Source organism: Photobacterium rosenbergii (genome assembly GCF_033022775.1).
Lineage (GTDB): Bacteria > Pseudomonadota > Gammaproteobacteria > Enterobacterales > Vibrionaceae > Photobacterium > Photobacterium rosenbergii_A.
Genome location: NZ_JAWJZI010000009.1, coordinates 81,421 through 107,538, shown reverse-complemented (window position 1 = coordinate 107,538; position 26,118 = coordinate 81,421). Strand labels below are relative to the sequence as shown.

Here is a 26,118-nt window from a genome sequence, read left to right as displayed (position 1 = left end):
AGCTTAGGAGCTGGACAATGACCTTACTGACACCGTTACAGCGAATGGACTACGCTTTTTCGGCCCTTTGCCTTTGTCATCGTTTTAACATTCAGGTTGCGCAAATAAGCCGTGCGGTTTCCCACACTGGGGATGGCCACCTGTATGTGATTTTCGCGGCACTGGTGTGGGTGGCCGATCCCTTTCAGGGCGCAGAGGTTGTGGGTACAGGGCTGCTGGCCTTTGCCATCGAGCTCCCCGCTTATCTCGCCCTCAAAAACAGTTTAAAGCGCAACCGCCCGGCTGCGTTGCCGAGTTTCATTACCCCGTCGGACAAATACAGTCTGCCATCAGGCCATACCGCAGCCGCTTTCGTGATGGCATCGCTTATCACGGCCTTTTACCCGGATACCTCATGGTTCATCTGGCCGTGGGCCGTCGCGATTGGCTTTTCCCGTGTCTTGCTTGGCGTTCACTACATCACTGATGTCATTGCCGGGGCTTTGCTGGGGATTTTGTGTTTCCAGCTGGTGAGCTTTTAAGGAGTAGCCGGGTATGAAGAATCAGGGTATGAAGATCCTTTATGGTGTTCAGGGAACAGGCAACGGACATATTTCTCGAGCGCGTGAGATGGCGAGGGCGTTTTCGGCATTGGGAGCCGATGTGGACTTCCTGTTCTCAGGTCGACCGGACAACCGCTATTTCGATATGGACTGCTTCGGTGATTTCCAAACCCGGCGCGGGCTAACCTTTGTGACTGAAAACGGCGAAGTGAGCCGCTGGAAAACCCTGACCAGTAACCAGCTTGGCACCTTTGTCAGGGATGTTAGCAATCTCGATGTGTCTGGCTATGATGTAGTGCTTAATGATTTTGAGCCGGTGTCGGCTTGGGCTGCCAAGAAGCAGAAGGTCCACAGTATTGGCATTAGCCATCAGAATGCCTTTTTGCATGATATCCCGACTCAGGGACAAACTTGGTTTGATAGTATGGTTATAAGAGGATTTGCCCCGACGGTTCAGCAATTAGGGGTGCATTGGTTTCACTTTAACCAGATGATCTTACCGCCGATCGTGCCCGTTACCGAGGCGCCGAGAGCCAAAGATAGGTCTGTATTGGTTTATTTGCCATTTGAGAGCTTGCCAGCAGTGCTTGATCTGCTGACTCGTTTTACTCAAATTCACTTTTACTGCTACCACCCTGAAGTTAGTGAAGACAGTGAGTATAACAATGTCAGCGTCCGTCGGCTCAACCGGGAAAGCTTTCACCACCGCTTGCATCAATGTTGTGGGGTGATTGCCAATGGCGGGTTCGAACTGCCCTCCGAGGCGATGAACCTCGGCAAGAAGTTATTGCTCAAACCGCTCCATGGTCAGTATGAGCAGCTCAGCAATGTGATGACGCTGGAGATGATGGGATTGGCTAACTCGATGAGCTACCTTGACCCTGCCGCGGTGAGAAATTGGCTGGATAGTATCCCAGCCGGCAGGGTTAACATCCCAGATGTGGCAAAGGCTGTTGCTAGCTGGGTTCTCTCGGGGGAGTGGCATAACTGTGATGAATTATGGCAGCAGTTATGGGATAAGGTTGAGTACCCCGAGGTTGTCGAAGAAGCGATGATCGAATGGTATACAAACGCTGAGCCAAACCGCTACAAATCTTCAATAACATCGGTGTGATTTTTCGACGCTCACCTTATAGGAAAAGGCCGGTTTAGGCCTTTTTGTGTCTCTGCCAAGCCTTTAAATTTGCTTATAATTGAAACTTTATTTTAATTATAGATATTTTAGATCTTTTTATATCTAGTCTAACATCATGAAATGTAAGTGTTTGTATTCTGAATTCAGATTATTATATATCACTGCATCAATTTGCTGATACTCGCCTATTTATTTCGTCAATCTATTTGAAACATACTGGCACCATCCCGTGAGAGGGAGTCAGTTTTCAGAGGCATTGGAATGCCCAGTTATTCACCGGCGGCATAATGGATTTTGCCCCATAACGGTAATCGATAGAGGCAAATAATGGCACGCAGAAATTCATCTATTCACCCTGCTGATGGGTACAAAATGGAATCCAATTTACGTAGCGTTGATTTGAACTTGTTGACTGTATTTGATGCAGTGATGCAGGAGCAGAACATCACCCGTGCAGCACACAACTTGGGTATGTCCCAGCCGGCAGTAAGTAATGCCGTTGCTCGCTTGAAGGTGATGTTCAACGATGAGCTGTTTATCCGTCATGGTCGCGGTATCCAGCCTACCCAGCGTGCCAAGCAACTTTTCGGCCCTCTACGCCAGGCGCTGCAGTTGGTGAAAAATGAGCTGCCGTCTTCTATTTTCTCACCAGAAACGTCAACCCGTACCTTTAAGCTGGCGGTGTGCAGCCCGTCTGATATGCGTTTTGCTCCGCGTATTTTGGGCAATGTTGCCGAACAAGCACCATATGTACGTGTGCAGGTTGAAGCTGAACTGGACGCTGAACTGACCCAGAAAATGCGCTACCAGGATATCGATTTTGTTATTGATTACGTGCGCTTTGATGAGCCGGGCTTCTGCAGTACTGAATTGTTTACCGATGAGTTGGTTGTCGTGGCTGCGGGTAACCATCCGCGTATTGGCGAGACGATCAGTGAGGCTGAATTTAGCCAAGAGCAACATGCGGTAATGAAGTCGATCCCTGGGGTGAAGATGTTTGCCGACCACATCTATCATTCTCATACCAGCTACGAAGAAGCCTACCAGGGAGTGAGCCTGAGCAACATCATGTACGTGGTTAGCCAGTCAGAGCTGATTGCCGTGGTACCGCGCTGGCTTGCCAATGTGACCGCTGCCAGCCAGCAGCTGAAGATCCTGCCGTTGCCGGTTGAGTCGGCCAAGATTGCCGGTTACCTGAGCTGGCATGAGTCGTCACAGAAAGACAAAGGCCACATCTGGATGCGCGATCAGCTGCTTGCTGTATGTGGTGATAGCTCTCTCTAAGTCAGGGTGGTTACTCTTATTGTTATGAAGCCAGCGTGAGCTGGCTTTTCTTTTTGTTAGCGAGTCTGTGCGTATACTGGTAGTAGGCGGAAAGTTAGACGTATTTCCTTACACTTTGTAGCGTCGCTATTAGGGAAACGTAGAGCCTTTGTAATATCAGGCTTTTCAATTCTGGTCGTACCAGCGAAATGGGTATTTTGTGAGGTCACGGAGTTGCCTTTTTCCCTGCGTCACAGGTAGACTCCCCAGCGGAATAGGCTTACAGGTGTAAGCCCGAATGGCAGAGTAGTTATGGCTAAACGTGAATTTCATATCGTCAACCGCATTCGTTCTCAAGTTGAGCGTTTAGGTGACCAGGTTGCATTGCGCCACCAAGTGGCAGGTCAATGGCAAGATATCCGCTGGACTGAGTTTGGCGAGCAGATCCAACAGCTAGCGCTGGCAATGATTGGGCATGGTCTCAATGTCCAAGACAAGGTCGGTATTTTCTCCAACAACATGCCGCGATGGACAGTGGCTGACTTCGCAACCTTGTACAACCGAGCTGTAACTGTCCCTATTTATCCAACCAATACCCCGCAGCAAGCCGCGTACATCATTAACGACGCTGGCGTGCGTATTCTGTTTGTCGGCGAGCAGGCTCAGCTGGATGCTGCAGTATCGGTTGCGGCAGACTGTCCTGATTTGGAACATATCGTGGTGATGGGTGAGGTCGAAAACCTGACCGAACATCCTTTGGTGATCCGTTTTGAAGACTTCCTTGCCGCTGCTGATTCTGCGCCAACTCAGACCCTGACCCAGCGTGTTGATGAAGCGGCAATGGACGATCTGCTGACGCTTATCTATACCTCAGGCACGACCGGTACGCCGAAAGGGGTGATGCTGGACTACAGCAATATTGCCTCGCAGATTGAAGGCCACGACCAGAAGCTGGCTCTGGAAGAAGGCGATGTATCGCTTTGTTTCTTGCCGTTGTCACATGTCTTTGAGCGCGCGTGGACTTTCTATGTCCTACACCGCGGCGGCGTGAACTGCTACCTGTCTGATACCAACCTGCTCAAAGAAGCCCTGGCCGAAGTGAAGCCGAACGTCATGGCGGCAGTACCTCGGGTCTACGAGAAGATTTACTCAACTGTCCACGACAAAGTGTCCCGTGCGCCTTTCCAGCGCAAGGTGATCTTTACTTGGGCGGTAAACATGGGCGCCCGCATGGCGCTGGCGCGCCAGGAGTGCCGTGAGCCATCGTGGATGCTGAAAAAGAGCCATGCCCTGGCAGACAAGCTCGTGCTGTCGAAGCTGCGCGCTATCCTCGGTGGCAACATCAACTTTATGCCATGTGGTGGCGCCAAACTGGACGAGAGTATCGGCCGTTTCTTCCACGCTATCGGTATCAACGTCAAGCTGGGCTACGGCATGACCGAGACCACGGCGACGGTATCGTGCTGGGATGATAGCTGCTTTAACCCTGACTCTATCGGGATGCCGATGCCGGGTGCCGAGGTAAAGATTGGCGACAACAATGAAATTCTGGTCCGTGGCCCGATGGTCATGCGTGGTTACTACAACATGCCGGAAGAGACTGCCAAGAACTTTACCGAAGACGGCTTCCTGAAAACCGGTGATGCCGGCCATATTGATGAGGAAGGTAATGTGTTTATTACCGACCGTATCAAGGAGCTGATGAAGACCTCGGGTGGTAAGTATATTGCCCCGCAGGTGATCGAAGGCGCAATCGGTAAAGACCACTTCATCGAACAGATCGCGGTGATTGCCGATACCCGCAAGTTTGTCTCGGCCTTGATTGTCCCTTGTTTCGAAACATTGGAAGAGCATGCCCGCGAGCTTAACATCAAGTACCAGGATCGCATGGAGCTGGTCAAGCACAGCCAGATCATCGAATTGATCGAAAAGCGTGTGGTCGAGCTGCAAAAAGATCTGGCACGCTTCGAGCAGGTTAAGAAGTTTACCCTGCTGCCAAGCGCGTTCTCGATGGATAAAGGTGAGTTGACCCCGACCCAGAAACTGCGTCGTAAAGTGATCCAGGATCGCTACCACCAACAAATCGAGCGTATGTACGAAGAGAGCCACAAAGCAGCGACGAAGTAATATTGCTGAATTTACTGCTGAATTAGCTGAACTTGTTGCAAGAGGAGAGCCGCGGCTCTCCTTTTTTATACCTGATGCTCAACCCTTGGCGGTTAGCATGCCTTTGACGTCATTTTAGCGACTATTTATTTTCGGGGACATGTTCTGGTTCGAGCAGTTGAACATTCTGAATGATCTGGCTTTGCAGGGGAAAATATTCTGCAATCTGTAGCACGCTCCGTGATGATCTTGATGGATATTTGCTCATTTTAGAGGATACAAGTTAACTGCCTTTAACCAATAGACTTAGTTGCTAAAAAAACGTTACAGTTATTGCGGATTACTGCTCGGGTTATGACCCGGGTAGGTGACATAGCATGAAAGCACGATTTCATTTTATTAGGCTAAAAATAAGCCCTAACTATGTTATACCAGCCTGTATAGCTAATTGAAGCGCCTAGGTATTCTGGTCGCTGTACTTCCTGAGTCAGGCTAGCGCAACCCGTGCTGATGCCCAGTTCGTTTGTCCCTCCAGTCAAACAGATGGGATCAGGCCGCTAGCATGAGGTTTGGAATGAATTAGCTATGCAGGGTGGTATACGCGACCTGGAGGCAGAAATATGGAAATGTTGTCCGGCGCCGATATGATCGTTCGTTCGATGATCGATCAAGGCGTGAAACATATCTTCGGATACCCTGGTGGTTCAGTACTGGATATTTACGATGCGCTGCATGAGAAGAGCGACATCGAACACGTACTGGTTCGCCATGAACAAGCGGCAGTGCACATGGCAGATGGTTATGCCCGTGCCACGGGTGATGTTGGCGTGGTGCTGGTAACGTCCGGCCCCGGAGCGACCAATGCCATTACCGGTATCGCGACCGCTTATATGGACTCCATTCCAATGGTCGTGCTCTCAGGCCAGGTCATGAGCAACCTCATCGGTAATGATGCCTTCCAGGAGTGTGACATGGTGGGGATCTCCCGTCCTGTCGTCAAACACAGCTTCTTGGTGAAAAAGCCTGAAGACATCCCAGAGATCATCAAAAAAGCCTTCTATATCGCCTCGAGCGGCCGTCCAGGCCCAGTGGTTATCGATATCCCTAAAGATATGCTCAACCCGGCTGAGAGCTTCCCGTATAAATATCCTGAGTCGATTGCGATGCGCTCGTACAATCCGACGACGCAAGGGCACAAGGGGCAGATCAAGCGCGGCCTCAAAGCCCTGTTAGCGGCCAAGAAACCTGTGTTGTACGTGGGTGGCGGTGCGATTATGGCAGATTGTAGCCCGCATTTACTCAAGCTGGCAGAAAGCCTGAATATCCCGGTGGTCAATACCCTGATGGGCTTGGGGGCCTTCCCTGGTTCGCACAAGAACAACCTGGGTATGCTGGGGATGCACGGCACTTACGAAGCCAATATGGCCATGCATAACTCGGATCTGATCTTCGGTATCGGGGTACGCTTTGATGACCGTACCACCAACAATGTCGAGAAATACTGTCCGAATGCAACCATCATGCACATTGATGTCGACCCGTCATCTATTTCCAAGACCATTGCAGTAGATATTCCGATTGTTGGTTCGGCTGATACGGTGCTTAACTGCATGTTGAAAATGCTTGATGAGCAAAATGGCCAAAACGATGATGCTGCCATTGATAGCTGGTGGAGCGAAATTGAATCTTGGCGCGGGCGCCAGTGCTTGAGCTACAAAAAGGATAACGAGCGCATCAAGCCGCAGGAAGTGATTGAGGTGCTTCACAAACTGACTGGTGGCGATGCCTATGTCGCCTCGGATGTTGGCCAGCACCAAATGTTCGCTGCTTTGTATTATCCGTTTGATAAGCCCCGCCGCTGGATCAACTCCGGTGGCCTTGGCACCATGGGCTTTGGTCTGCCAGCTGCGATGGGGGTGAAGTTTGCCCTGCCTGATGCCGAGGTGGTCTGTGTAACCGGTGATGGCAGTATCCAGATGAATATCCAGGAGCTTTCCACCGCATTGCAGTACGATATCCCGGTTAAGATCATCAACCTCAACAACCGTTTCTTAGGAATGGTAAAGCAGTGGCAGGATATGATTTACCAAGGCCGCCACTCTCATTCTTACATGGATTCGGTACCTGATTTTGCAGCCATTGCCGAGGCGTATGGCCATGTCGGGGTACGGATCTCCGATCCGAACCAACTGGAAGGTGAACTGGAAAAGGCATTAGCGCTGAAAGACAGGCTGGTATTTATCGATATCAGTGTGGACGAGACCGAGCATGTCTACCCAATGTTGATCCGTGGTGGGTCAATGAGTGAAATGTGGCTGAGTAAAACGGAGAGAACTTAATATGCGCAGGATTGTATCAGTACTTCTTGAAAATGAGCCGGGCGCATTGTCACGGGTAGTCGGGTTATTCTCCCAGCGTGGCTACAACATTGAATCGCTGACCGTAGCTCCTACCGATGATTCAACGCTGTCCCGTTTGAATATTACCACCAACGTTGAGGATGACGCAGCACTGGAGCAGATTGAGAAACAGCTGCACAAGCTGATTGATATCCTCAAGGTCAGTAACGTCACTGAAAGCGAGCACATCGAGCGTGAGCTGATGCTGGTCAAAGTGAAGGCGAGCGGCTTTGCCCGTGCGGAAGTGAAACGTACTGCAGATATTTTCCGAGGCCAAATTGTTGATGTGACAAGCCAGATCTATACCGTTCAGCTGGCAGGGGCGAGCGAGAAGCTAGATGCCTTTATTGCAGCTGTCGGTGAAGCGACGGAGATTATCGAGGTGGCACGCAGTGGCGTGGTCGGTATTGCTCGCGGTGAGCGGGCGCTGAAAGCCTAAGCCCTGCGAAGTTGTATGTCTCAGCCTCAAAACACCCGGTGCTTGTCACCGGGTTTTGTCTATTTTTCTCCCTGAAAATCATACCTTATTAGACTAAAGTCTAATAAGGTCAGGTGCCAATCGGGTGGTATGGCACAGGGGGGAAATGATGAACCGTAAATTTTTGGCAAGGCTGACAGTGCTTAGCCTGTTCTTGCTTGGCTTCAATGTCAGCGCGCTTTATTTCTTGCTGGCTGTGCTACTGCTTAACACTCATCACAAGGAAATTTTCTGGTAGTGCTGCTCGGGCTATTCGAGATCGCCTTTAATCATTTCCAAGGCGCGCTTTGAATGGGTGGCCATAATCGCCAGTGCCTGCTCGGTATTGCGATCTAGCACGGCCTTCATCATAGCCTCATGCTCACCGTTGTCATGGTATCGTTCTTCGTATTGGCGGTGCTTGCTCACCCAGATATGGCGATAGCGCTCGATTTGCTCATACACTTGACGATATAGTGCCAGCATTGTTGGCGATTGGCTGCCGGCAAGGAGGGCGTGATGAAAGTCGCTGTGTCTTTGTTCCCATTCTGAAAAATCGGTATTGGCCTCTGCAGGGTTAAGTCTGCTGAGCTTATGGAAGCTGGTCAGGATATTGATTTCCCATGCTTCATCACCTTGTTCAATCGCGCGTTGCAGCAAGATCTTTGAGAGTTCTTGGTTGGTATCGAATAAATCTTCCAGTTCGGCGGCTGAAACATCGGCTACCCAGCATCCTTTTTGTGGCGCAAAATGGACGTACTTACGCCAGGCCAGTTGGACGAGGGCTTCACGGATCGGAGATGCGCCTACGCTGTATCGCGATTTAAGATCGGCAACAACCAGTTTTTGGCCAGGGGAGAGTTCACCCGTCAAAATATCCTGGCGGATCATTTCCATGACTTTATCGGCAAGGGTGGGGCTGGACACGTTCTTCCTCATTGTGTGGTTTCAGCTCAGAATAAGCAGTGCTACCCGCTAAGTTAAGTCCATAAGGGTATGCTTGGGGGGAATACTGCAGGGTGAAGTATATCGAGGAAAAAAATCGAGTGCGATCGCTAAGTTTCATAATTGTGAGAGGTCATCACAGATCCGTGTGACGGATGGTTATGAAATCAGCAGCACATTTACCAATAAAAAACGGGAGCCGAGGCTCCCGTTTTCAACAATCAGCGAAATAACACTTATAGTACGTGTACAGAAGCTGTGTTAGTTGTACCAGAAGGAACTAGCGCGCCAGATACCATAACAACGATATCGCCTTTAGCGCCTAGACCAGTTTCTAGTGCCAGCTCTTTACCGCGGCCGTAGAACGCATCAGTGTTGTCGATTGAGTCAACAACTACTGGTGTAACACCTTTGGTCAGTGCCAGCTGAGCAGCAGTCTTAGTGTTAGTTGTAACAGCTAGGATGTTTGCAGTCGGGAAGTACTTACGTACAGAACGTGCAGACTTACCAGCTTCAGTTGCTACCACGATAAGAGGCGCGTTTAGCTTCTCAGATGTGTCAACCGCACCTTTACATACCGCTTCAGTGATACGTAGGCGTGGGCTGTCTAGGCGAGAGCCTAGCTCTGCTTTCAGTGCTGCGTCAGTACGCTCACAGATCTGAGCCATGATAGTTACCGCTTCGATAGGGTACTTACCTTTCGCAGACTCACCAGATAGCATTACTGCATCAGTACCGTCCATGATTGCGTTCGCAACGTCACCCGCTTCTGCACGAGTTGGACGTGGGTTCTTGATCATAGAGTCAAGCATCTGAGTTGCAGTGATAACCACTTTACGTGCACGGTTACACTTCTCGATCATCATCTTCTGAGCGAAGATAACTTCTTCAACTGGGATCTCAACACCTAGGTCACCACGAGCAACCATGATACCGTCAGACGCTTCTAGGATTTCGTCGAAGTTGTCAACGCCTTCCTGGTTTTCGATCTTAGAGATGATCTGGATGTTCTCGCCGCCGTTAGCCACTAGTAGCTCACGGATTTCTTTAACATCAGACGCTTTACGGATGAAAGAAGCTGCAACGAAGTCAACACCTTGCTCACAACCGAATACTAGGTCAGCTTTGTCTTTTTCAGACAGTGCAGGAAGCTTCACAGAAACGCCAGGTAGGTTAACACCTTTGTTTTCACCTAGGTCGCCGTTGTTAAGTACTTTACACTTAACTTCAGTGTCTGTGGTTTCTAGTACTTCCATTTCGATCAGGCCGTCGTCAACAAGGATAGTGTTGCCTTTAGCCAGGTCTTTAGCGAAGCCAGGGTAAGTTACCGCCACGCGGTCTTGGTTACCGATTACAGAAGTGTCAGTTGTGAACGTGAACTCCTGACCAGCAACTAGAGAAAAGTCTTGACCGCCTTCAAGCTTGATAGTACGAATTTCTGGACCTTTAGTGTCTAGAAGAATCGCAAGCTGCTTACCGGTTTCACCCATAACGTCACGTAGGTTCTGGATACGCTGGCCGTGCTCAGCGAAGTCACCGTGTGAGAAGTTTAGGCGCATTACGTTCATGCCAGCGTTAGCTAGCTTAGTAAGCATTTCTACAGATTCAGTTTTAGGTCCAATCGTACATACGATCTTGGTCTTTTTCATTGAGAATGGTCTCCGGACGAACTTTTACCCAAGGGAAATTTGATTCACAGTGTTATACCCGAAAACGGAGTGCCATTGATGTTGAAATACGCCTACAAAGTGTGGCGGACCTCAAAAAAATGTAACTTTCGTCCAGCTATCACCAGTGATAATACAAATTTTTTCAAAAATATTGCCTTACAAAAGCAGTGGTGTTGCTTTTGTAAGGCATCTCTGTGAGCCAAAGCTGCCGTTCACCGAGAAGGTTATTGGCAAGTTGCCATGACTATACTGTAGTAGCATGACGCTTGTATGTCTGCCTTACATAAATCAGCAGGTCAAACAAGGGGCATATATTAACATAGTCAATCTCTTTAATCACCTTGTGATAATGCGCAAATTTTTAACGCCTGCTCAAAGAGAGGGTGAGATTATCTACATATTTCACAGATTTTTTTTGTTTCTTATCAATTGATGATTTATTTAGGAGGGAAAAATAAATAACAAGGTTGTTAGTAGGTTAAGGTTGCAGCAAGTTAGGCGGGAGAGTGGTTGTTAGGTGGACACCAGAGAAGCAAAAAGCCCGATGAGTTTCCTCATCGGGCTTTTCTGAATTCTTTACCACAAGAGAGTGGTGGCCCCTCCCAGACTTGAACTGGGGACCAAGCGATTATGAGTCGTATTTTTGATGTGTTTCAGTGAACGCTGATGAACAATAATGTGAAATAATTCCAAATATATTCAATGCTTTATTTGGGGTTGTTGGTTTTTTGGTGTTTACTGTAATACATGGGAATATCGGCCATTTGCTACATATATGCTACATATACAGCGTGGCCCTGCGGAGAGATACGCTCGATTATGGCCATCAAAAAGAAGATTTCAGCTTCATCTATTAAGCAACTGCGTGTTGATGACAAGCGGCTCAACGATACCGAGATCCCCGGTTTTCATGCTCGGATTTCCAGCTCGGGCCGTATCGTTTATTACCTCTTTTACCGCTTGGATGGCAAACAGGTTAATTTGAAGCTTGGCCCGGCGAGTGATCTGACTCCGGCACAAGCCCGCGACTTGGCCCGGGAGAAAATGGGTGAGGTAGCCAAGGGCAATGATGTCCATGCGGTAAAGAAGCAAACTCGGGAAGAGACTCTTCGCCGCAAACACCTTAAGCTCTCTATCTTCCTTGAAGAACGTTACCTGCCTTTTCTGCATACCCGTAACCCGAAAACTGCCAGCCGCACCGTTAACCACCTCCGCTCCCGGTTCGATTTCCTGCTTGAGAAAGATCTCGACCAAATCACAGCATGGGAAATAGAGAAGTGGCGCAGTGAACAGCGCAAACTTGGCAAAGCCCCCGCGACGATTAACTACACCGTCAATACCTTAAAAGGAGCGCTATCACGAGCGGTCGAGTGGGGGCTGATTGAGCGCCATGACTTGACCAAGGTAAAAGCGATTAAAAGTGATAATACCCGGGTGCGCTACCTGACCGAGATGGAAGAAAAAAGGTTACGTCATGCACTTAAAGAGCGGGGCCGTAACATCCGCCTTGCCCGCCAATCTGCCAATGAGCACCGGGTAAAGCGGAACCAAGAGCCATACCCCTGTTTGGATGAGGTCGCGTTTGCTGATTACCTTGAGCCTTTGGTGTTGGTTGCGATGAATACTGGGTTACGTCGCGGGGAGCTTCTGAACTTGGCTTGGGCTGACATTTCACTGACGGGCAAATACCTGACAGTTCGCGCCAGAAATGCTAAGTCCAAAGAAGGGCGAACAGTGCCTCTTAATAAAGAGGCGTTTTCAGCATTGGCAAACTGGCGGCAGCAAAATCCAAATTCCCTCTATATATATGAGGGAAAATCGGGCCAACCACTCACCGATGTGAAAAAGCCATGGGCCTTGGTTCTGGAAGCGGCTTTTATCAGTGACTTTAAGTTTCATGACCTGCGCCATCACTTCGCCAGCAAGTTGGTGATGGCTGGTGTTGACCTTAATACGGTTCGCGAGTTGTTAGGCCATGCGGATTTGAATATGACGTTGCGATATGCACATTTGGCTCCCGAGCATAAGGCGGCAGCGGTGGGGTTGATTGGGTGAAGTTCATCCAGAGGTGAGCCTCACGAGTAGAGTGTTTCGATTATTGCTGAATTTGACGCTCTTTGATTAGTGTTTCAAAGTCTAATGGGGGAAGTGGTAAATCTACCGTGATTTTTTTACTGCTGTTTTATACATTAGGGGAGGAGTTCTATTCTAATATCTAGCGTAAACAGCTCAAGGTTATCGTGATAGAGGCGGATCTTCGATTTAATCATTTGTATCATCACTTTCCTTAAAGCTGGTAATGGCAGATTTCAATCTAACATGGAAGATATATATATCTAATGAGTGTAATGTTGTACAATGATGCCTGTTTTTTTTGTTTTGGTTTGATTCATGAATACTGATGTTGATAAATTTAAAAGAAGTATAAAGACAACGGCTTACTCTAGGTTTTTTGCATCCAGAAGATATTCTCGATTAAATAACTTCTCCTTATTTGCTTTAAGTACATCTTCATTTTCACTAATATTTATAACGTTAATGCAGAAATATTCTAGTGGACTACTATTTCAATCTCAGGCTCTTGAGTTATATCAACTGATATCTTCAATTTTCATTGCAGCATTATCATTAGTGGTCGCATTTGCAAATTATGCTATCAATTCATACAAGATGCTGAAAAGTGGTGAGGAAATTAATTTCTTATTGTCTTTGTTTGATGATGAAAAGTTTGACATGAACGTTATTAAGGCAAGATATCAACGCTATAAAGAAAAGTCGGATAATCATAATCATATTGATTATGTTTATGGTAGGAGAGATAGGAAGGTTGAAGAGTCTAAAACAGATGAAAAATTCAATGTTAGTTTATATGTTAAAATTCAATATTTTTCTCCTTTTGTCCTTTATGCTGCTATTTCATTATTCTTCATATTAACTTTCATTTATACGCTGTTTTCTTACTATAATAATTATGTTTTGAATGACTATAGTAATGCTTTGTTCTGTAATGGTTTGTTTTTTGGGGGCTGAATATGCTTAATCAGAGTTTTGATGAGGAATCATTGCTTAAATTAACCAGAAAAAAAGAAATAATTAAGTTTTCTCTAGGAAGGGAAAAAAAAGATTATAAAGAAAGCTTAAAGAATATATCTGATGAAATATCAGGACCAGGTTTTTATTTTTCTGAGTTAAGTTATTTTGAAAAAGATAATAAAAAGGTGTTTTTCACTAATAACGCTTGTGAGTATTACGCCATAAAAAAAATAACAGATAATTTGAAACGTTTATATAGGATTAAATTTTCAAGTAGAGATGATATATCTGAACAAGCTTTAAGAATATTTGAAGATACATCTTCGTATAGAGTTTTTAGAATTGATATAAAGAGTTTTTTTGAAAGCGTTGATATTTTAAAGTTAAAAAATAAATTGGAACTTGATTCCTTGCTTTCTTATGAAGGAAAAAAATTATTAGATAAATTAATATCTTCTTTCCCTGAAGGCTTTTCAGGATTGCCGAGAGGATTATCAATTAGCTCTGTACTCTCCGAACTTTTTATGGAAGATATTGACAATAAAATAAAATCAATGAGTGAGGTTTATTATTATGCTCGCTATGTTGACGATATTATAATCATAACTCATGATGACTATATGTCTTTTGAAAAGGATATAGTTCCAATTTTCAAGTATCATAAGTTAAGCGTGAATGAAAAAACGCAAGAATTGAAAATTAGTTCGTGTAATAAGGATAATAAAGGCGAGCCCGGTAAACTATCTTTACTGGGGTATGATTATACATTGTATCATAATTGTGATGATTTAGGTAAGAGAGCAGTTAAAGTCGAAATATCGAAAAATAAAATAAATAAAATAAAAACTAGAGTCATTAAGTCTATATTTAATTATGATAAAGTCAATCCCAAAAGCTTGAGGGATGAGGTTTTTATAAAGCGAATTGCATTTCTTTCAGGAAATTATGAGCTTTACTCTGATATTAAAAATAAAAAAACATACCATGATGATATGGGAACGCTTAAGGGAGGGATCTATTATGGAAATAGACTCGTTAATAATAGCCTTCATTTGAAAGAACTCAATGTTTTCTTGAGAAATTCATTATTCTGTGATCGTAATTCATCATTTGGTAATGCTGTTAAAAAAATACCTATGAATGTTAGAAGGCAAGCAGTATCAAATTGCTTTATGACTGGTTTTGAACAGAGGATTTTTCATGAATTTAGTGAGGAAGAGTTTAATTTGATTAGTAGTTGTTGGAATTAGTAGTAATGAGTAAACATATTAAATTAAAAAGAAATGATTTTAATAGAATATTATTGACTGATGTACTTCCATACGAGCTTCCTTTTATTTTTACCAACGAAGGGTTTTATAAGGTAATAAAAAGTAACAAGCTGAAATCAAATGATGTTTTTTTTGAGCTTTTATATCAAGATGTTGAGACAAAGCCATTTGAATATTTAATAAAGAAAGGGGTTGATAGCTCTAGGAAGTTATATTTAATTCATCCAGCAAGCCAAATTAGCTTTGTTTCTCTATATCGTGATTATAATTTATTGATTACTCACCTGTGTTCAAAAAGTAAGTTTAGCTTGCGCTACCCTAAAACTATTGCAAGTTTATATTATGAAAAAGGTTATAGCGCTCCTCATAAAGACTTTAAAGATGAGGGGGTTGAGTTACATGAGCAATCTTTAACGCCAAAATATGCTAGCTCTTTTTTTAAATATAAAAAATATGACTTCTTATACAAATTTTATGATGGATATGAATTTCATAAAATAGAAAGAAAATTTCATTGTTTGTTTAAATTTGATATTGCTAAATGTTTTGATTCTATATCTACATATATGCTGGCAAATAGTTTGCGAGGTGAGGATAAATCAAGAGTCGTTTTGCAAGGTAATAACTTCGAATCAACTTATATTAAGTTGATGGAAGGTTGTAATTATGGAAGAAAACATGGCATAGTTATTGGTCCAGAGTTTTCAAGGATTTTCTCGGAGTTAATATTACAATCAATCGACTCTTCAATAAAAGAAAGTTTGGATAAAGAGTCTATTCATGAAGGCTTGCATTATGAATTAAAAAGATATGTCGATGATTATTTTCTTTTTTTTAATTCTAATGAAATAAAAAGAAAGGTTTTTTCTGTTGTAAAAGGTGAGCTGGAAAAATATAAGCTATATTGTAATGACTCTAAAAGTATTGATTTTTCAGTACCATTTATTACTCCCGTCACATCGGCTAAGAAAAATATTCAGTATCAAGTTGACGATTTATTTAACCTTTTTAAGAAAAGTAATGAATTAAACGACAAAAATAAATGTAGTGATGAAGAGCCTAACCATATTTTAGAAATAACGTCAGGCTTGAGAAGGTATAACCTGATTGCAAATAGATTAATTCGAGATTTCAAGTGTATTGTAAATGATGCATCTGTTGACTACTCAAGTGTTACAGGTTATTTCTTTACATTAATAAAAATAAAAGTTGCTGATTTAGACCGGAAATATCAATCTCTTGAGGGTGATGATGAACAATCTGAAAGATTGTGCAGATTTTTATTAATAATATTAGAGTTGTCTTTTTTTATATATGCAATGGATCTTCGGGTTCGAAGTACATATTTATTGTCTCAGATAATAATAATTTCAAATAGACTTTCACTTCGATTAAAGGCTGAGCAAAAAGAACGAATTAGAAAGAAAATTTTTGATGAGTCGAGCTCTGTAATCAATATGTTTGTTAGTCGTGAGCTACCCAATCATGTTGAGATCCTTAATCTTATCATTGCATTGAAAACTATTGATTTTAATTATCAAATTGAACCTGATAAACTTCAAAGCCTACTTGGTCTTGATGAAAACTGTAACTATTTTAGGTTAATGGTTGGATTGTTTTATATTCAGAATGATTCTAAATATAGAAAAGTGAAGCTAAGAATCACCAAGTTAATAGAAGAAAAAATATCTAATAACAATATCTTTATTAATTCAGAAAGTTGTCATCTTTTTTTGGATACAATGAGCTGCCCTTATGTAACAGAGTTGACTAAGTCTAAGGTTGCTGGTTTAGTACTTGACCAGTTGAGCCGCTTTTCTGAACAGTCTCAAGAAGAGTTTATTGAAATGGCTAAAAACTCTATGTGGTTTATCGACTGGCGAAAAAATGTATCAATTGAACGGTTACTGATGAAGAAAGAGTTGAGGACTCCATACGGAGACTGATATAATTATGTTATGCAGCCTCATAGAATACAGAGCTCAGTCTTTGATATCACACACGAATTAAGCTATGTAGGCTGCAATTTTATCACTCATTCTGCTCTTCCTATCGCATAAAATTATCTATAAATAGAAAATAACCTTCATTACTGTCAATCTAATATCATTTAGTTTTTGATGTGCAAATGAGAGTGAATAGAATATTTTTCCGTTTAAATGAAGTTAAAGACCTCGTTTCAATTTCTTATGGCGACTTTTTAAGCTTAATTGACTATGGAGAGCTTACTTTATGTGCATGGCTTGAAGGTCAAAAATTCGGTTTGGTAAGCAAAAACAATGCTCTACTAGGCGTATTTGATTACAGTGGTACGGTTAGCTTAACCAAACGGCAATCCAAGACCTTGCTTTGTGAAGGCAAAACAATTCGCCTTGAACAGTTTCTGATCCAAGAACCAGAGCGAATCAAGGCGATTATTGATTGCCGGGAATGGTTCGCTGATTTGCCTAATCACACCTTTTCTAAGCTGTCATACAGTGGTGATGTGCCTAATGGGCCATTTGTTGCTTGTGGGCCTGTTGGATTGGTAGCAGATCAGCGCGCTTCATTAAATTATGTGAAGAATAAACAACAGCAGGCTTTGGTTGATGGTGAGAAGGTAGATCTTCTTGATGATTGGATGTCATTGCTTGTTGATGCCCCCGTCAAACAGCTTGGCATCAAGCCTATAGAAATCAAACCAGAGCAGCTACGGTTTGATATCCGAAAACTAGCCGAACAATTTGGCCCTGAATGCCTAAAACAGCCCGAACGGTTTGGGTTCGCAAAGCAAATAGAAAGCCAAACGGTTATGCCTTCAAACCGAACCTCTACCCCAATTGAGCCTAATGTGGAGACCAATCCCATTAAGGTGATTATGGGAGCTCTCCTTGATGAATACCCTACAGCTCGCTCAGATAAGCTTTGGAATTTGCTGCGACAAGACTTTAAACAAACTGTGCGCTGCTATGATATCGAGCAGGTGATTGATGAAATGACCCAAGACCAAATTATTTGGTTTGGACGTGGACGCGACGCCGAAAATGTTATGTCTTATAAGACTTTCCAAAATCAACTCTCAGCAGTACGCAAGCAACGCTTTAAAACTTAACTTCCCGGCTGGTTTCCTTGCTAGCTTCCCGGGAAGCTAAGGAACGCTACGGTGTCTCTCAGTACACAACTGGAGACATAAACATGAAATCAGCAACACAAGATAAACGCGTATTCACCGAACAAGAAACTTCGCATTATATTGGCATGAGCCGTTCATTTCTGCGCCAGTCGCGTATGGAAGGTTTACGGAAGAACCGGACTCAAGCCCCCCCTTTTATCAAAATTGGCCGTGCGGTTCGCTACCTCAAAGAGGATCTCGACCAATGGTTGGATAGCCACCGGAAAATGCATCAGCTGCCTCATGAAGGAGGTGCTCATGTATAACCTTACTCAAGAGCAGGAGAATGTTCTGCTGTGGTTGAAAGAGGGCAATACCTTTGATGTTTGCTCAGAGTATTGTCCTGACCAAGGAAAGATCATCCCGACATATCCGATAGCCCCTAAGATTATCAATCGTACCGTCTATAAGCTACGTCGTGAGGGGCTGATTAAGTACCAAGCTGTGCAACGCTATGGTATCCGCTGGGATCGATTTAGCCTTACGTTGAAGGGGAGGGAAGCGATATGCTCGAAGCGTTAGATCTCTCCTTGGTCGACTGGGATGATAAAGCATTTGTGAAGGGCCGCTTGCGGCCTTTTCCTGATCAAGTTCAGCGCCAGCTATTTAATCGTTATTTGTCGATTGCCTCGAAGCGTGAGCGCAATAGCTTCCTGCGTGAAACAACGGACTCTTTGGCCGAAAAGATTTCGATTCCTCTTCATAAGCTAAACCTGAACGTGTCGGAGGATGGGTTGCGTGCTGATGCCAAAAGTTATGCAAAGGCTAGTCTGGCGCTGCGCCGCTTTCATATCCACTCGCCAGAAGAGGCACTAACCCAGCTGGAGCAGTTCGCTATCTTGCAGGGAGTTAAACCACCAAGCCGAGAGACTTATTCAGTACAGGGAATAGCAGGCCGCCTTTGTGATGATAAATGGTGGTTACGTAAACTTCGCAAAGCCCATATTAGAAATGTTGAGGTGGTCTATCACCACCTTAATAAAGTAAATCGGATTAAGGGTATTTACTGCTCTAACCCCACTTTAAAAGCAAGGCTCAATCAGAAGCACTACCAGCAAGAGTATCTGGCGAACACCATTGCGACCAATCAAGCCGGAGAGAGCTTTTCCTTGTTGGAGCTGTCCCAGAAAGGCGTGGCTGATCCTAAAATTCGCAAGGCGGAATTGATGGTTAGGGCGCGGGGCTTTGAGGACTTGGCGAAAGAGTTAGGCCATGAAGCAGCGTTTATCACTATTACTTGCCCGTCCAAGTATCACCGCGCCTACTCAAAATCCGGGATGGAAAACCCGAACTGGGAAGGTTACACCCCGTGGGATGGGCAACAGTACCTGACTGAGCTTTGGACTTTGATTCGCTCTAAACTGCATCGTGAAGGTGTGCGTTTTTATGGCTTTCGTGTCGCAGAGCCTCAGCATGATGGCACACCTCACTGGCATATGTTGTTCTTTGTTAAACAGGAACATTATTCGCGCATGATAGAGGTGATGCGTGACTATGCGATGCGTGAAGATAGCCAGGAAAAGGGGGCAGAGCAGCACCGCTTTACCGAGGTGAAGATTGATGAGAGCAAGGGTTCTGCAACGGGCTATATCGCCAAGTACATTGCCAAGAATATCGACGGTGAGGATTTAGAATCCGGTGTATATGGTGAAGACCCTAAGTGCGCCGCTGCGCGCGTTGATGCGTGGGCCGCATGCTGGGGTATCCGGCAATTTCAGCAACTCGGTGGTTGCTCGGTCACGGTATGGCGTGAACTCCGCCGCTTGAAGTCACTGCTCGGGAAGTCACAACTTGGTGAAGGAGAGCTGGCAGAGAAGATCACGACGGCGGCAGATAACAGCGATTGGAAGGCGTTTACCCAGCTAATGGGTGGTGTGTTCTGCAAACGCAAAGAACAGGCTTTCCAGCCGCACTACGAGCTTTCGGTTGATACTGATACCGGAGCTGTGAAGACAAGCCAGTATTGCGAGAGTGAGCTTGTTAGAGCGCTTAAAGGCGTGGCGATAGCAGGTAAGGCCATCATCACCCGCCTACATGAATGGCGCATAGCGTTTCAGGTGCCATGCGCGCCTTAACTTGGAGTTCTGTGAATAAGTGTACTAGTTATAATAAATGGCCTTGCCTAGCGCGTTATTTGATTTTAGGATGCCTGTCGCTGTGATGTAAGGCAAAGCAGAATGACCAAAATGGTGTTATAAGTTTGTTATGAAGTATCGAGTGCTAGCAAAGCTATTTAATAGCTCTGAACTGAAAAAAGTGGCAGCAGGTAACTTTGGCATATTTCACGAAATTGGTGATGAATTTCCAGAGTTGTCTGAAGTCATCGAGATGGCTGATTTCTATGATCTGGCATATAGCCTTCTTGTCAAAAATTATAGAAACGAATATGTAGTAAAAAATGAAATTGCCAATAAAATTCTGCTCGGTAGACACTCAATGAATACAACATCTATGATGAGTGAGCTGAGAACAGGACATAATATTGCGGATTGCTTGGTAGTGAATGGCTATTCAACATGTTATGAAATAAAGACGGAATTTGATTCTTTAGTACGATTTCAGGATCAGCTAAGCTCTTATCGTAAAGCTTATGACAAAACATATGTTGTCACTCATAACTCTCATATAGAGCATGTGTTGAGTATCCATGACGTATCACCAATATTCGGTGTTATCGAGCTTACAAAAAGAAATCAGCTAAAGACAGTTATTACAGCTCCAATTAGTGATGAGTTTGATTATGACATAACCTTCGATACGTTACGAAAGCCTGAGTATATGTTTATTGCTGAGCAAGTGTTAGGTGATATCCCTGAAATGCCAAATACGAAGCTTTATGAGTACTGTAAAGAAGCTTACCAAACTCTATCTGAACAAAATGCTAATGCCATTTTTAAAAATAGTCTGAAAAAATTTCGTTGCAACGATCACACTTTTATCAATGCGCTACCTAAATCCTTAAAAAATATCGGGATTAGCTACCAGCTCAGCAGAAATGAAAAAAACAGTCTTCTATGCTTATTGATGAATAATGCATCAATAGAACTAGGAGATAGTGATGTACTACCCATTCTTGAGAGGAAAGCGTCATGAGCTTTCCGCTCTACGTAAGACGGCTTCAAATTTAGATTCAATGAAAGTTAGGCCAATTATTGAGCCTGTGAAAGAGAGTACTAATACTTTACTTCGGACTGTTAGAGAGCTAAATGCAAATAATATCAATCCATTAGTTATCATTAACCCTCTCGTCGGGGACTTGGTTGGTAACAATAGCTCTGATTTTTTTTCTGATTTAATAGGCGAGGGGTTAAACTTTTTCCCTTGTATTGCTTTTAGCCAACAAAACATTACCTCAGCATGCCAGTTAGCCAATCATCTCTTAGGAGATGGAGTAGATTTTGCGACTTACTTTAGGGACGAACCAACAGTTAATGTTTCTAACATCACATCGAATGCTTTGGTTAATACGGTTCGTGCGACACCAAATTTAAGCCAAATATTTCAGTCCCAAATTCCTCGGTTAGTAAAAATAACAGACTCTTTTGAAGCACAAAGTCGGAATGCTGACTACTCTACTCATCCTTATGTCTTCTCGGATGCACATGTTACCTATACGAACTTACCGAATGCTGTTGGTTTTGGTGATTATCAAATCGTAGGTGAACCTTACACTGAGAATGGAGGCCCTGCTCGAGCTGTTGCCATTCATATCACATATATTGAGCCTGCGTGCAACGATTTGATGTTGATAAAGCATTGTGTTTCAACAATCAATAGTGGAACAACAAGTAATACTGGTGGTAAGTTTCTTGAAGCCTTAGGAGCATTAATTACTTTTGCAAATCAAACTCCAGCTCTTGATCAAACAACTGTAGGCTTTCAAGCTTTCATCGATTTATATAATAGACAGCATTACCCTAACCTTGGCCCTGTGAAAGAAAATTCTATGATGCATCATATTGAAACAATATCTAACTACCTTTAGCTTGAAAGCCACTCATCATGATAATGTTGAGTGGCTTTTCACTATAAGATGTCAAAGTGCACGTTTTTCAAGATAGCATTGGTACTTGAGTAGTCGTAAAGCTAGGGGAATTGCTCTAGCATTATCAGTATCGTGGCTGATTAGCGCTTTAATCTGTATATGTTGATTTCTGATATGTTCTTGATAGCTATAATCATAAAGCAATTTGGTCAGGCTTTACCTGATAACCAATACTGGGTGACTTTTTACAGTTAATATAGTGACTTCTTTTGCTTTCCGGAAAGTATCTTTGAAAGTCTTTGTCTGCTCACTATTTAGAAAGTTACTAGTGTGGAAACTCTCCATTATTCGACGGAGTAACTGGCCACTGCTTACGTGATTAAGCAATACGCACTTCAGTTCTTCGGGCGGTATTCTCTGACCCCAACTGATCTCGGGCTCAATGCTCTCCTCAAAGTCTATACAATACTTGATAGTCGCTTTGTACAGGCGCTCACCGTAGGTAACTTTAGCTGTCACTGCCACGTTAAAGCCATCCTTGTCAGCTCTTGACGAAACTTGAAAATCGAATTGCTCTTTCTCTTTATCATGCCCGATGTCCAGGCTATCACTAAAAAATATTTTAGTGAGGGTAAATGATGCCGTATTTTTGTTGATTCGAACAAAGTGCAGGCGGTATTTTTTTTGTTGGTCAAAAATAGGAATCCAATTGCTGCGCTCAACGTCATGTTTTTCATTTTTAAACAACTCTTCGAATGTCAGCTGGTCTGCTAATTCTGCTCGTTCGCCTTTATCGAATCTAAGAGGGTGCCAAGCTTGTTGTAACAGTAGTTGTTCTTTTCTCATTAGGCGAAGTTGATTGCGAAGTTCCTTGTGGTTTTGCACGAACTTTTCAATCTCTTCAACACGCTCTTTTTTTATCATGACCATATGGGCATTATTCAATTGAGATTCTAGTTGTGCGAGCCTTACATTTTCCTCTGAACAAAATACGCTAACTTCAAACATTCGCTCCTGACTATTTGTAGTGAAGTTCTGTGAACCAACGGAAATTATACGTCCATCAACCGAGAGCAATTTTGCATGAAGCCCAGGATATTCCTTTATTTTTAGTGTCTTTCCGTATTCTTTCTTGTTCACTACCTTTTTTAGCGCTTCGAGTGCATATCGTGAGGTAATATACTTCGACATATCATTTGACGTTATGATAGTGATATTTATTTTTGGCTTTACAGGTTCTAGGAGGTCAAGAAGAAATTTATCCCAGTATGGCGCATAGATAACAAGGTCTTTTTTACATTCCTGTATTGCTGCTTCCCACTCACTTTTAGTTGACTCAGTGACTACCTTCATTTGCTTCCTATTATGATCTAACTGTATGTTTTAAAATCAATATACATGAAGTGGCTTCCTCTTGTTAGTTCGACTATCACAAGTAAGTTAGTTGCTTCCTCTTTCCTTCACTATGGCTGGCTCAAACCTCGCTGATGGTACACCTCACCTACCTGCTACTCAAACTCTTGCCAGTCGAGCTTTTTGATATCTTGTTGGCTATTGGTCGTTTTGAATTTCCCCTTTAATCCCCTGGCTTTCAGGTAAGCCAAGGGAGCAGGGAGCAGCAGAATATAGGCAACATAGGGGGCAACCTGCTTTGGCCGCCCAGAAAGGCGTTAGAGACAGCAGAATCGTTACCAATAAGTATGGGTATTAGGTAGCTAAGAGCGGAATATGAAGAGAGAGAGGCGATCACGCTATACCACCAAGGAGACGCAAGGAGGAAGGTGAAAAAGTTTGGGGTCCGCTTTGCCATACAAGATGTTCATGTGTGTTTTGTTGCTTATTAGATCACAACATGTTTATGGGGCAATTGGGTCTGGCAGAAAGTGCGAGTGAAAATGTGTTTTGAAAAGAGTACGAGGGAAGAACGTCTGAAAAATTTGCTACATATATGCTACACAGCCTTCAGAAATGCAAAAGGCCTGAGTGGTTACTAACCGCTCAGGCCTTTCTATATCTGGTGGCCCCTCCCAGACTTGAACTGGGGACCAAGCGATTATGAGTCGCCTGCTCTAACCACTGAGCTAAGGGGCCGAATGGGTGAAATTATATGGGAAGCCTGTGGCCTTGTCTAGCGAATAAAGTGGTTGTTTTGCTTGCTTTTTAGGCAGTTAACGAAGATTGCTTGAGATAGGCTCAGCGAAGGGTAACAGCTTGATTTCGGTAAAGGTGACATATAAAAAAACGGGCACCAGGGCCCGTTTTTATCAACTGTATCAGGACGGGTGATTACTCATCCAGGAAGCTGCGCAGAACGTCTGAGCGGCTTGGGTGGCGTAGCTTACGCAGTGCCTTGGCTTCGATCTGACGGATACGCTCACGGGTAACGTCGAACTGCTTGCCCACCTCCTCAAGGGTGTGGTCAGTGTTCATGTCGATACCGAAACGCATACGCAGTACTTTTGCCTCACGTGGCGTCAGGCCAGCCAGTACGTCGTTGGTCGCCATACGCAGGTTGGTTGCCGTAGCGGCATCCATAGGCAGCTGAAGCGTGGTATCTTCAATGAAATCACCTAGGTGCGAATCTTCATCATCACCGATAGGAGTTTCCATCGAGATTGGCTCTTTAGCAATTTTCAGTACCTTGCGGATCTTGTCTTCCGGCATCTGCATACGCTCAGCCAACTCTTCAGGCAATGGCTCGCGGCCCATTTCCTGAAGCATCTGGCGAGAGATACGGTTCAGCTTGTTGATTGTCTCGATCATGTGAACAGGGATACGGATAGTACGCGCCTGGTCAGCGATAGAACGCGTGATTGCCTGACGGATCCACCATGTCGCATAGGTCGAGAACTTGTAACCACGACGGTATTCGAACTTGTCTACCGCTTTCATCAGGCCGATGTTACCTTCCTGGATCAGATCCAAGAACTGCAGGCCGCGGTTGGTGTATTTCTTGGCAATCGAGATTACAAGACGTAAGTTTGCTTCAACCATTTCTTTCTTCGCACGGCGGGCTTTCGCTTCACCGATAGACATGCGACGGCTGATGTCCTTGATACGCTCGATAGACAAGCCAGTTTCTTGTTCCAGAATACTTAGCTTGGTTGTAGCGCGACGAAGATCTTCCTCGTATGTTTTCAGGCGTTCAGCGTAAGGCTTGCCTGAGTTCAGTGCTTCGTCGATCCACTCAGAAGATGATTCGTTGCCAGCAAACAGGCTAACAAATGTTTTCTTCGGCATCTTGCTGTTGTCGACACACATACGCATGATCAGGCGCTCGTTGGTACGAACCTTGTCCATTGATTCGCGCAGAGAGCTGATCAGTTTGTCGAACTGCTTAGGGATCAGACGGAACTGTTTGAAGATATCAGAAAGCTCTTCAACAGCAACGGCTGTTTTTGGATCCTGGCGACCGTGAGTATCAATCGCCAAGGCCATATTGTCATAGGCAATACGCAGGTCGTTGAATTTTTCACGAGCTAACTCTGGGTCAATACCAGTATCTTCTTCTTCTTCATCGGCATCATCATCTTCTTCCAGATCTTTATCTTCATCTTCAAGATCTGCTTCGCTTAGCTCAGAGCCAATGTGCGTTGCTGTCGGTGCCGCTGTTTCCTCTTCATTCGGGTCGACAAAACCAGAAATGATATCGGTCAGGCGAAGCTCTTCTGCTTCTACCTTGTCAAACTGCTCAAGCAAGTAGGCGATGGCGCTTGGGTATTCGGCAACAGAGCACTGAACTTGGTTGATACCATCTTCAATGCGCTTTGCGATATCAATCTCGCCTTCGCGGGTAAGGAGTTCTACTGTACCCATTTCACGCATGTACATACGTACTGGGTCAGTGGTGCGGCCAATTTCGCTTTCTACACTTGATAGGGCCTGGGCCGCGGCTTCAATCGCGTCTTCGTCCGCATTGTCTTCTGTCATCATCAGATCATCGGCATCAGGGGCAGTTTCAACCACCTTGATACCCATGTCATTGATCATCTGAATGATGTCTTCCACCTGGTCAGAATCGACGATGTCCTCTGGTAGGTGGTCATTTACTTCGGCGTAGGTCAGATAGCCTTGTTCCTTGCCTTTAGCAACAAGTAACTTTAGCTGTGACTGCGGATTTTGCTCCATAGACGATATCCAACTTAGGGTCTGATTGAGAAA

At 44.3% G+C, this 26,118-nt stretch carries 21 protein-coding genes and 1 tRNA gene; 17 read left to right on the top strand and 5 right to left on the bottom strand.

The genetic code is table 11. The annotated features are described in order from the left end of the window. Positions 1–17: 17 nt before the first annotated feature. From R2X38_RS18845 to R2X38_RS18815, 7 genes are all read left to right on the top strand, one after another. Positions 18–521: a phosphatase PAP2 family protein gene (locus tag R2X38_RS18845; RefSeq protein WP_317523882.1), complete on the top strand. Its 504-nt coding sequence runs from the start codon at positions 18–20 to the stop codon at positions 519–521. Between the two features lie 28 nt (positions 522–549). Then, a complete protein-coding gene (locus R2X38_RS18840) occupies positions 550–1,656 on the top strand; it encodes an MJ1255/VC2487 family glycosyltransferase (RefSeq protein ID WP_411185532.1) in 1,107 nt (368 codons plus the stop codon). Between the two features lie 348 nt (positions 1,657–2,004). Then, a complete protein-coding gene (gene leuO / locus R2X38_RS18835; protein ID WP_317523880.1) occupies positions 2,005–2,961 on the top strand; it encodes a transcriptional regulator LeuO in 957 nt (318 codons plus the stop codon). A gap of 291 nt (positions 2,962–3,252) precedes the next feature. Next, positions 3,253–5,067, top strand: coding sequence for a long-chain fatty acid--CoA ligase (locus R2X38_RS18830; RefSeq protein ID WP_317523879.1), 1,815 nt, complete (start codon positions 3,253–3,255; stop codon positions 5,065–5,067). Between the two features lie 599 nt (positions 5,068–5,666). Then, on the top strand, positions 5,667–7,385 hold the full coding sequence (locus tag R2X38_RS18825; RefSeq protein WP_317523878.1) for an acetolactate synthase 3 large subunit: 1,719 nt from the start codon (positions 5,667–5,669) through the stop codon (positions 7,383–7,385). 1 nt (position 7,386) lies between these two features. Beyond that, a complete protein-coding gene (ilvN, locus tag R2X38_RS18820) occupies positions 7,387–7,884 on the top strand; it encodes an acetolactate synthase small subunit (RefSeq protein WP_317523877.1) in 498 nt (165 codons plus the stop codon). A 148-nt stretch (positions 7,885–8,032) separates the two neighbouring features. Then, entirely contained in the window at positions 8,033–8,161 is a 129-nt protein-coding gene (locus R2X38_RS18815; protein ID WP_261396954.1) for a hypothetical protein, read from the top strand. Between the two features lie 11 nt (positions 8,162–8,172). Here the strand turns inward: R2X38_RS18815 and R2X38_RS18810 are convergent, their stop codons facing one another. Both R2X38_RS18810 and pykF read right to left on the bottom strand, forming a co-directional pair. Further along, complete coding sequence (locus R2X38_RS18810) at positions 8,173–8,841, bottom strand: GntR family transcriptional regulator (protein ID WP_317523876.1); 669 nt, start codon at positions 8,839–8,841, stop codon at positions 8,173–8,175. Positions 8,842–9,083: 242 nt separating this feature from the next. Then, complete coding sequence (gene pykF / locus R2X38_RS18805) at positions 9,084–10,496, bottom strand: pyruvate kinase PykF (protein WP_317523875.1); 1,413 nt, start codon at positions 10,494–10,496, stop codon at positions 9,084–9,086. Between the two features lie 840 nt (positions 10,497–11,336). Here pykF and R2X38_RS18800 point away from each other — a divergent pair. The 10 genes from R2X38_RS18800 (at position 11,337) to R2X38_RS18755 (ending at position 21,957) form a co-directional block, all read left to right on the top strand. Next, a complete protein-coding gene (locus R2X38_RS18800) occupies positions 11,337–12,572 on the top strand; it encodes a site-specific integrase (RefSeq protein WP_317523873.1) in 1,236 nt (411 codons plus the stop codon). Positions 12,573–12,908: 336 nt separating this feature from the next. Beyond that, a complete protein-coding gene (locus R2X38_RS18795) occupies positions 12,909–13,547 on the top strand; it encodes an SLATT domain-containing protein (protein WP_317523872.1) in 639 nt (212 codons plus the stop codon). A 2-nt stretch (positions 13,548–13,549) separates the two neighbouring features. Then, entirely contained in the window at positions 13,550–14,800 is a 1,251-nt protein-coding gene (gene drt3a, locus R2X38_RS18790; RefSeq protein ID WP_317523871.1) for an antiviral reverse transcriptase Drt3a, read from the top strand. 5 nt (positions 14,801–14,805) lie between these two features. Continuing rightward, positions 14,806–16,767 carry an antiviral reverse transcriptase Drt3b gene (drt3b, locus tag R2X38_RS18785; protein ID WP_317523870.1) on the top strand — a complete coding sequence of 654 codons (1,962 nt, stop codon included), beginning with the start codon at positions 14,806–14,808 and terminating at the stop codon, positions 16,765–16,767. A gap of 188 nt (positions 16,768–16,955) precedes the next feature. Then, the gene (locus R2X38_RS18780) at positions 16,956–17,912 is read left to right on the top strand and encodes a hypothetical protein (RefSeq protein WP_317523869.1); all 957 of its coding nucleotides are present in this window, start codon (positions 16,956–16,958) and stop codon (positions 17,910–17,912) included. 83 nt (positions 17,913–17,995) lie between these two features. Next, on the top strand, positions 17,996–18,238 hold the full coding sequence (locus R2X38_RS18775) for a helix-turn-helix domain-containing protein (protein WP_317523868.1): 243 nt from the start codon (positions 17,996–17,998) through the stop codon (positions 18,236–18,238). Further along, positions 18,231–18,494 (top strand): hypothetical protein, encoded by a 264-nt coding sequence (locus tag R2X38_RS18770; protein ID WP_317523867.1) that lies wholly within the window; start codon positions 18,231–18,233, stop codon positions 18,492–18,494. The genes R2X38_RS18775 and R2X38_RS18770 overlap by 8 nt, the downstream gene beginning before the upstream one ends. Then, complete coding sequence (locus R2X38_RS18765) at positions 18,479–20,047, top strand: replication endonuclease (protein ID WP_317523866.1); 1,569 nt, start codon at positions 18,479–18,481, stop codon at positions 20,045–20,047. The genes R2X38_RS18770 and R2X38_RS18765 overlap by 16 nt, the downstream gene beginning before the upstream one ends. Before the next feature lie 142 nt (positions 20,048–20,189). After that, on the top strand, positions 20,190–21,065 hold the full coding sequence (locus R2X38_RS18760) for a sce7726 family protein (protein WP_317523865.1): 876 nt from the start codon (positions 20,190–20,192) through the stop codon (positions 21,063–21,065). Continuing rightward, complete coding sequence (locus R2X38_RS18755; RefSeq protein WP_317523864.1) at positions 21,031–21,957, top strand: sce7725 family protein; 927 nt, start codon at positions 21,031–21,033, stop codon at positions 21,955–21,957. The genes R2X38_RS18760 and R2X38_RS18755 overlap by 35 nt, the downstream gene beginning before the upstream one ends. A gap of 216 nt (positions 21,958–22,173) precedes the next feature. On the opposite strand, the gene R2X38_RS18750 is transcribed toward R2X38_RS18755, so the two are convergent. The 3 genes from R2X38_RS18750 to rpoD all read right to left on the bottom strand — a co-directional run bounded on the left by R2X38_RS18750 (position 22,174) and on the right by rpoD (position 26,085). Next, positions 22,174–23,310, bottom strand: a complete 1,137-nt coding sequence (locus tag R2X38_RS18750) for a phospholipase D-like domain-containing protein (protein ID WP_317523863.1) — start codon at positions 23,308–23,310, stop codon at positions 22,174–22,176. A 662-nt stretch (positions 23,311–23,972) separates the two neighbouring features. Beyond that, positions 23,973–24,048 (bottom strand) — tRNA-Ile (locus R2X38_RS18745). 195 nt (positions 24,049–24,243) lie between these two features. Beyond that, positions 24,244–26,085, bottom strand: coding sequence for an RNA polymerase sigma factor RpoD (gene rpoD, locus R2X38_RS18740; protein WP_317523862.1), 1,842 nt, complete (start codon positions 26,083–26,085; stop codon positions 24,244–24,246). Positions 26,086–26,118: the final 33 nt, after the last annotated feature.

Bases quoted from the DNA above. Each gene is read 5' to 3' on its own strand.
- R2X38_RS18800 (WP_317523873.1), top strand. From the start codon at position 11,337: ATGGCCATCAAAAAGAAGATTTCAGCTTCATCTATTAAGCAACTGCGT.
- R2X38_RS18840 (WP_411185532.1), top strand. From the start codon at position 550: ATGAAGATCCTTTATGGTGTTCAGGGAACAGGCAACGGACATATTTCT.
- rpoD (WP_317523862.1), bottom strand. From the start codon at position 26,085: ATGGAGCAAAATCCGCAGTCACAGCTAAAGTTACTTGTTGCTAAAGGC.
- drt3a (WP_317523871.1), top strand. From the start codon at position 13,550: ATGCTTAATCAGAGTTTTGATGAGGAATCATTGCTTAAATTAACCAGA.
- R2X38_RS18845 (WP_317523882.1), top strand. From the start codon at position 18: ATGACCTTACTGACACCGTTACAGCGAATGGACTACGCTTTTTCGGCC.
- R2X38_RS18825 (WP_317523878.1), top strand. From the start codon at position 5,667: ATGGAAATGTTGTCCGGCGCCGATATGATCGTTCGTTCGATGATCGAT.
- R2X38_RS18795 (WP_317523872.1), top strand. From the start codon at position 12,909: ATGAATACTGATGTTGATAAATTTAAAAGAAGTATAAAGACAACGGCT.
- R2X38_RS18765 (WP_317523866.1), top strand. From the start codon at position 18,479: ATGCTCGAAGCGTTAGATCTCTCCTTGGTCGACTGGGATGATAAAGCA.
- ilvN (WP_317523877.1), top strand. From the start codon at position 7,387: ATGCGCAGGATTGTATCAGTACTTCTTGAAAATGAGCCGGGCGCATTG.
- pykF (WP_317523875.1), bottom strand. From the start codon at position 10,496: ATGAAAAAGACCAAGATCGTATGTACGATTGGACCTAAAACTGAATCT.
- R2X38_RS18775 (WP_317523868.1), top strand. From the start codon at position 17,996: ATGAAATCAGCAACACAAGATAAACGCGTATTCACCGAACAAGAAACT.
- R2X38_RS18755 (WP_317523864.1), top strand. From the start codon at position 21,031: ATGTACTACCCATTCTTGAGAGGAAAGCGTCATGAGCTTTCCGCTCTA.
- R2X38_RS18810 (WP_317523876.1), bottom strand. From the start codon at position 8,841: ATGAGGAAGAACGTGTCCAGCCCCACCCTTGCCGATAAAGTCATGGAA.
- leuO (WP_317523880.1), top strand. From the start codon at position 2,005: ATGGCACGCAGAAATTCATCTATTCACCCTGCTGATGGGTACAAAATG.
- R2X38_RS18770 (WP_317523867.1), top strand. From the start codon at position 18,231: ATGTATAACCTTACTCAAGAGCAGGAGAATGTTCTGCTGTGGTTGAAA.
- R2X38_RS18815 (WP_261396954.1), top strand. From the start codon at position 8,033: ATGAACCGTAAATTTTTGGCAAGGCTGACAGTGCTTAGCCTGTTCTTG.
- drt3b (WP_317523870.1), top strand. From the start codon at position 14,806: ATGAGTAAACATATTAAATTAAAAAGAAATGATTTTAATAGAATATTA.
- R2X38_RS18750 (WP_317523863.1), bottom strand. From the start codon at position 23,310: ATGAAGGTAGTCACTGAGTCAACTAAAAGTGAGTGGGAAGCAGCAATA.
- R2X38_RS18830 (WP_317523879.1), top strand. From the start codon at position 3,253: ATGGCTAAACGTGAATTTCATATCGTCAACCGCATTCGTTCTCAAGTT.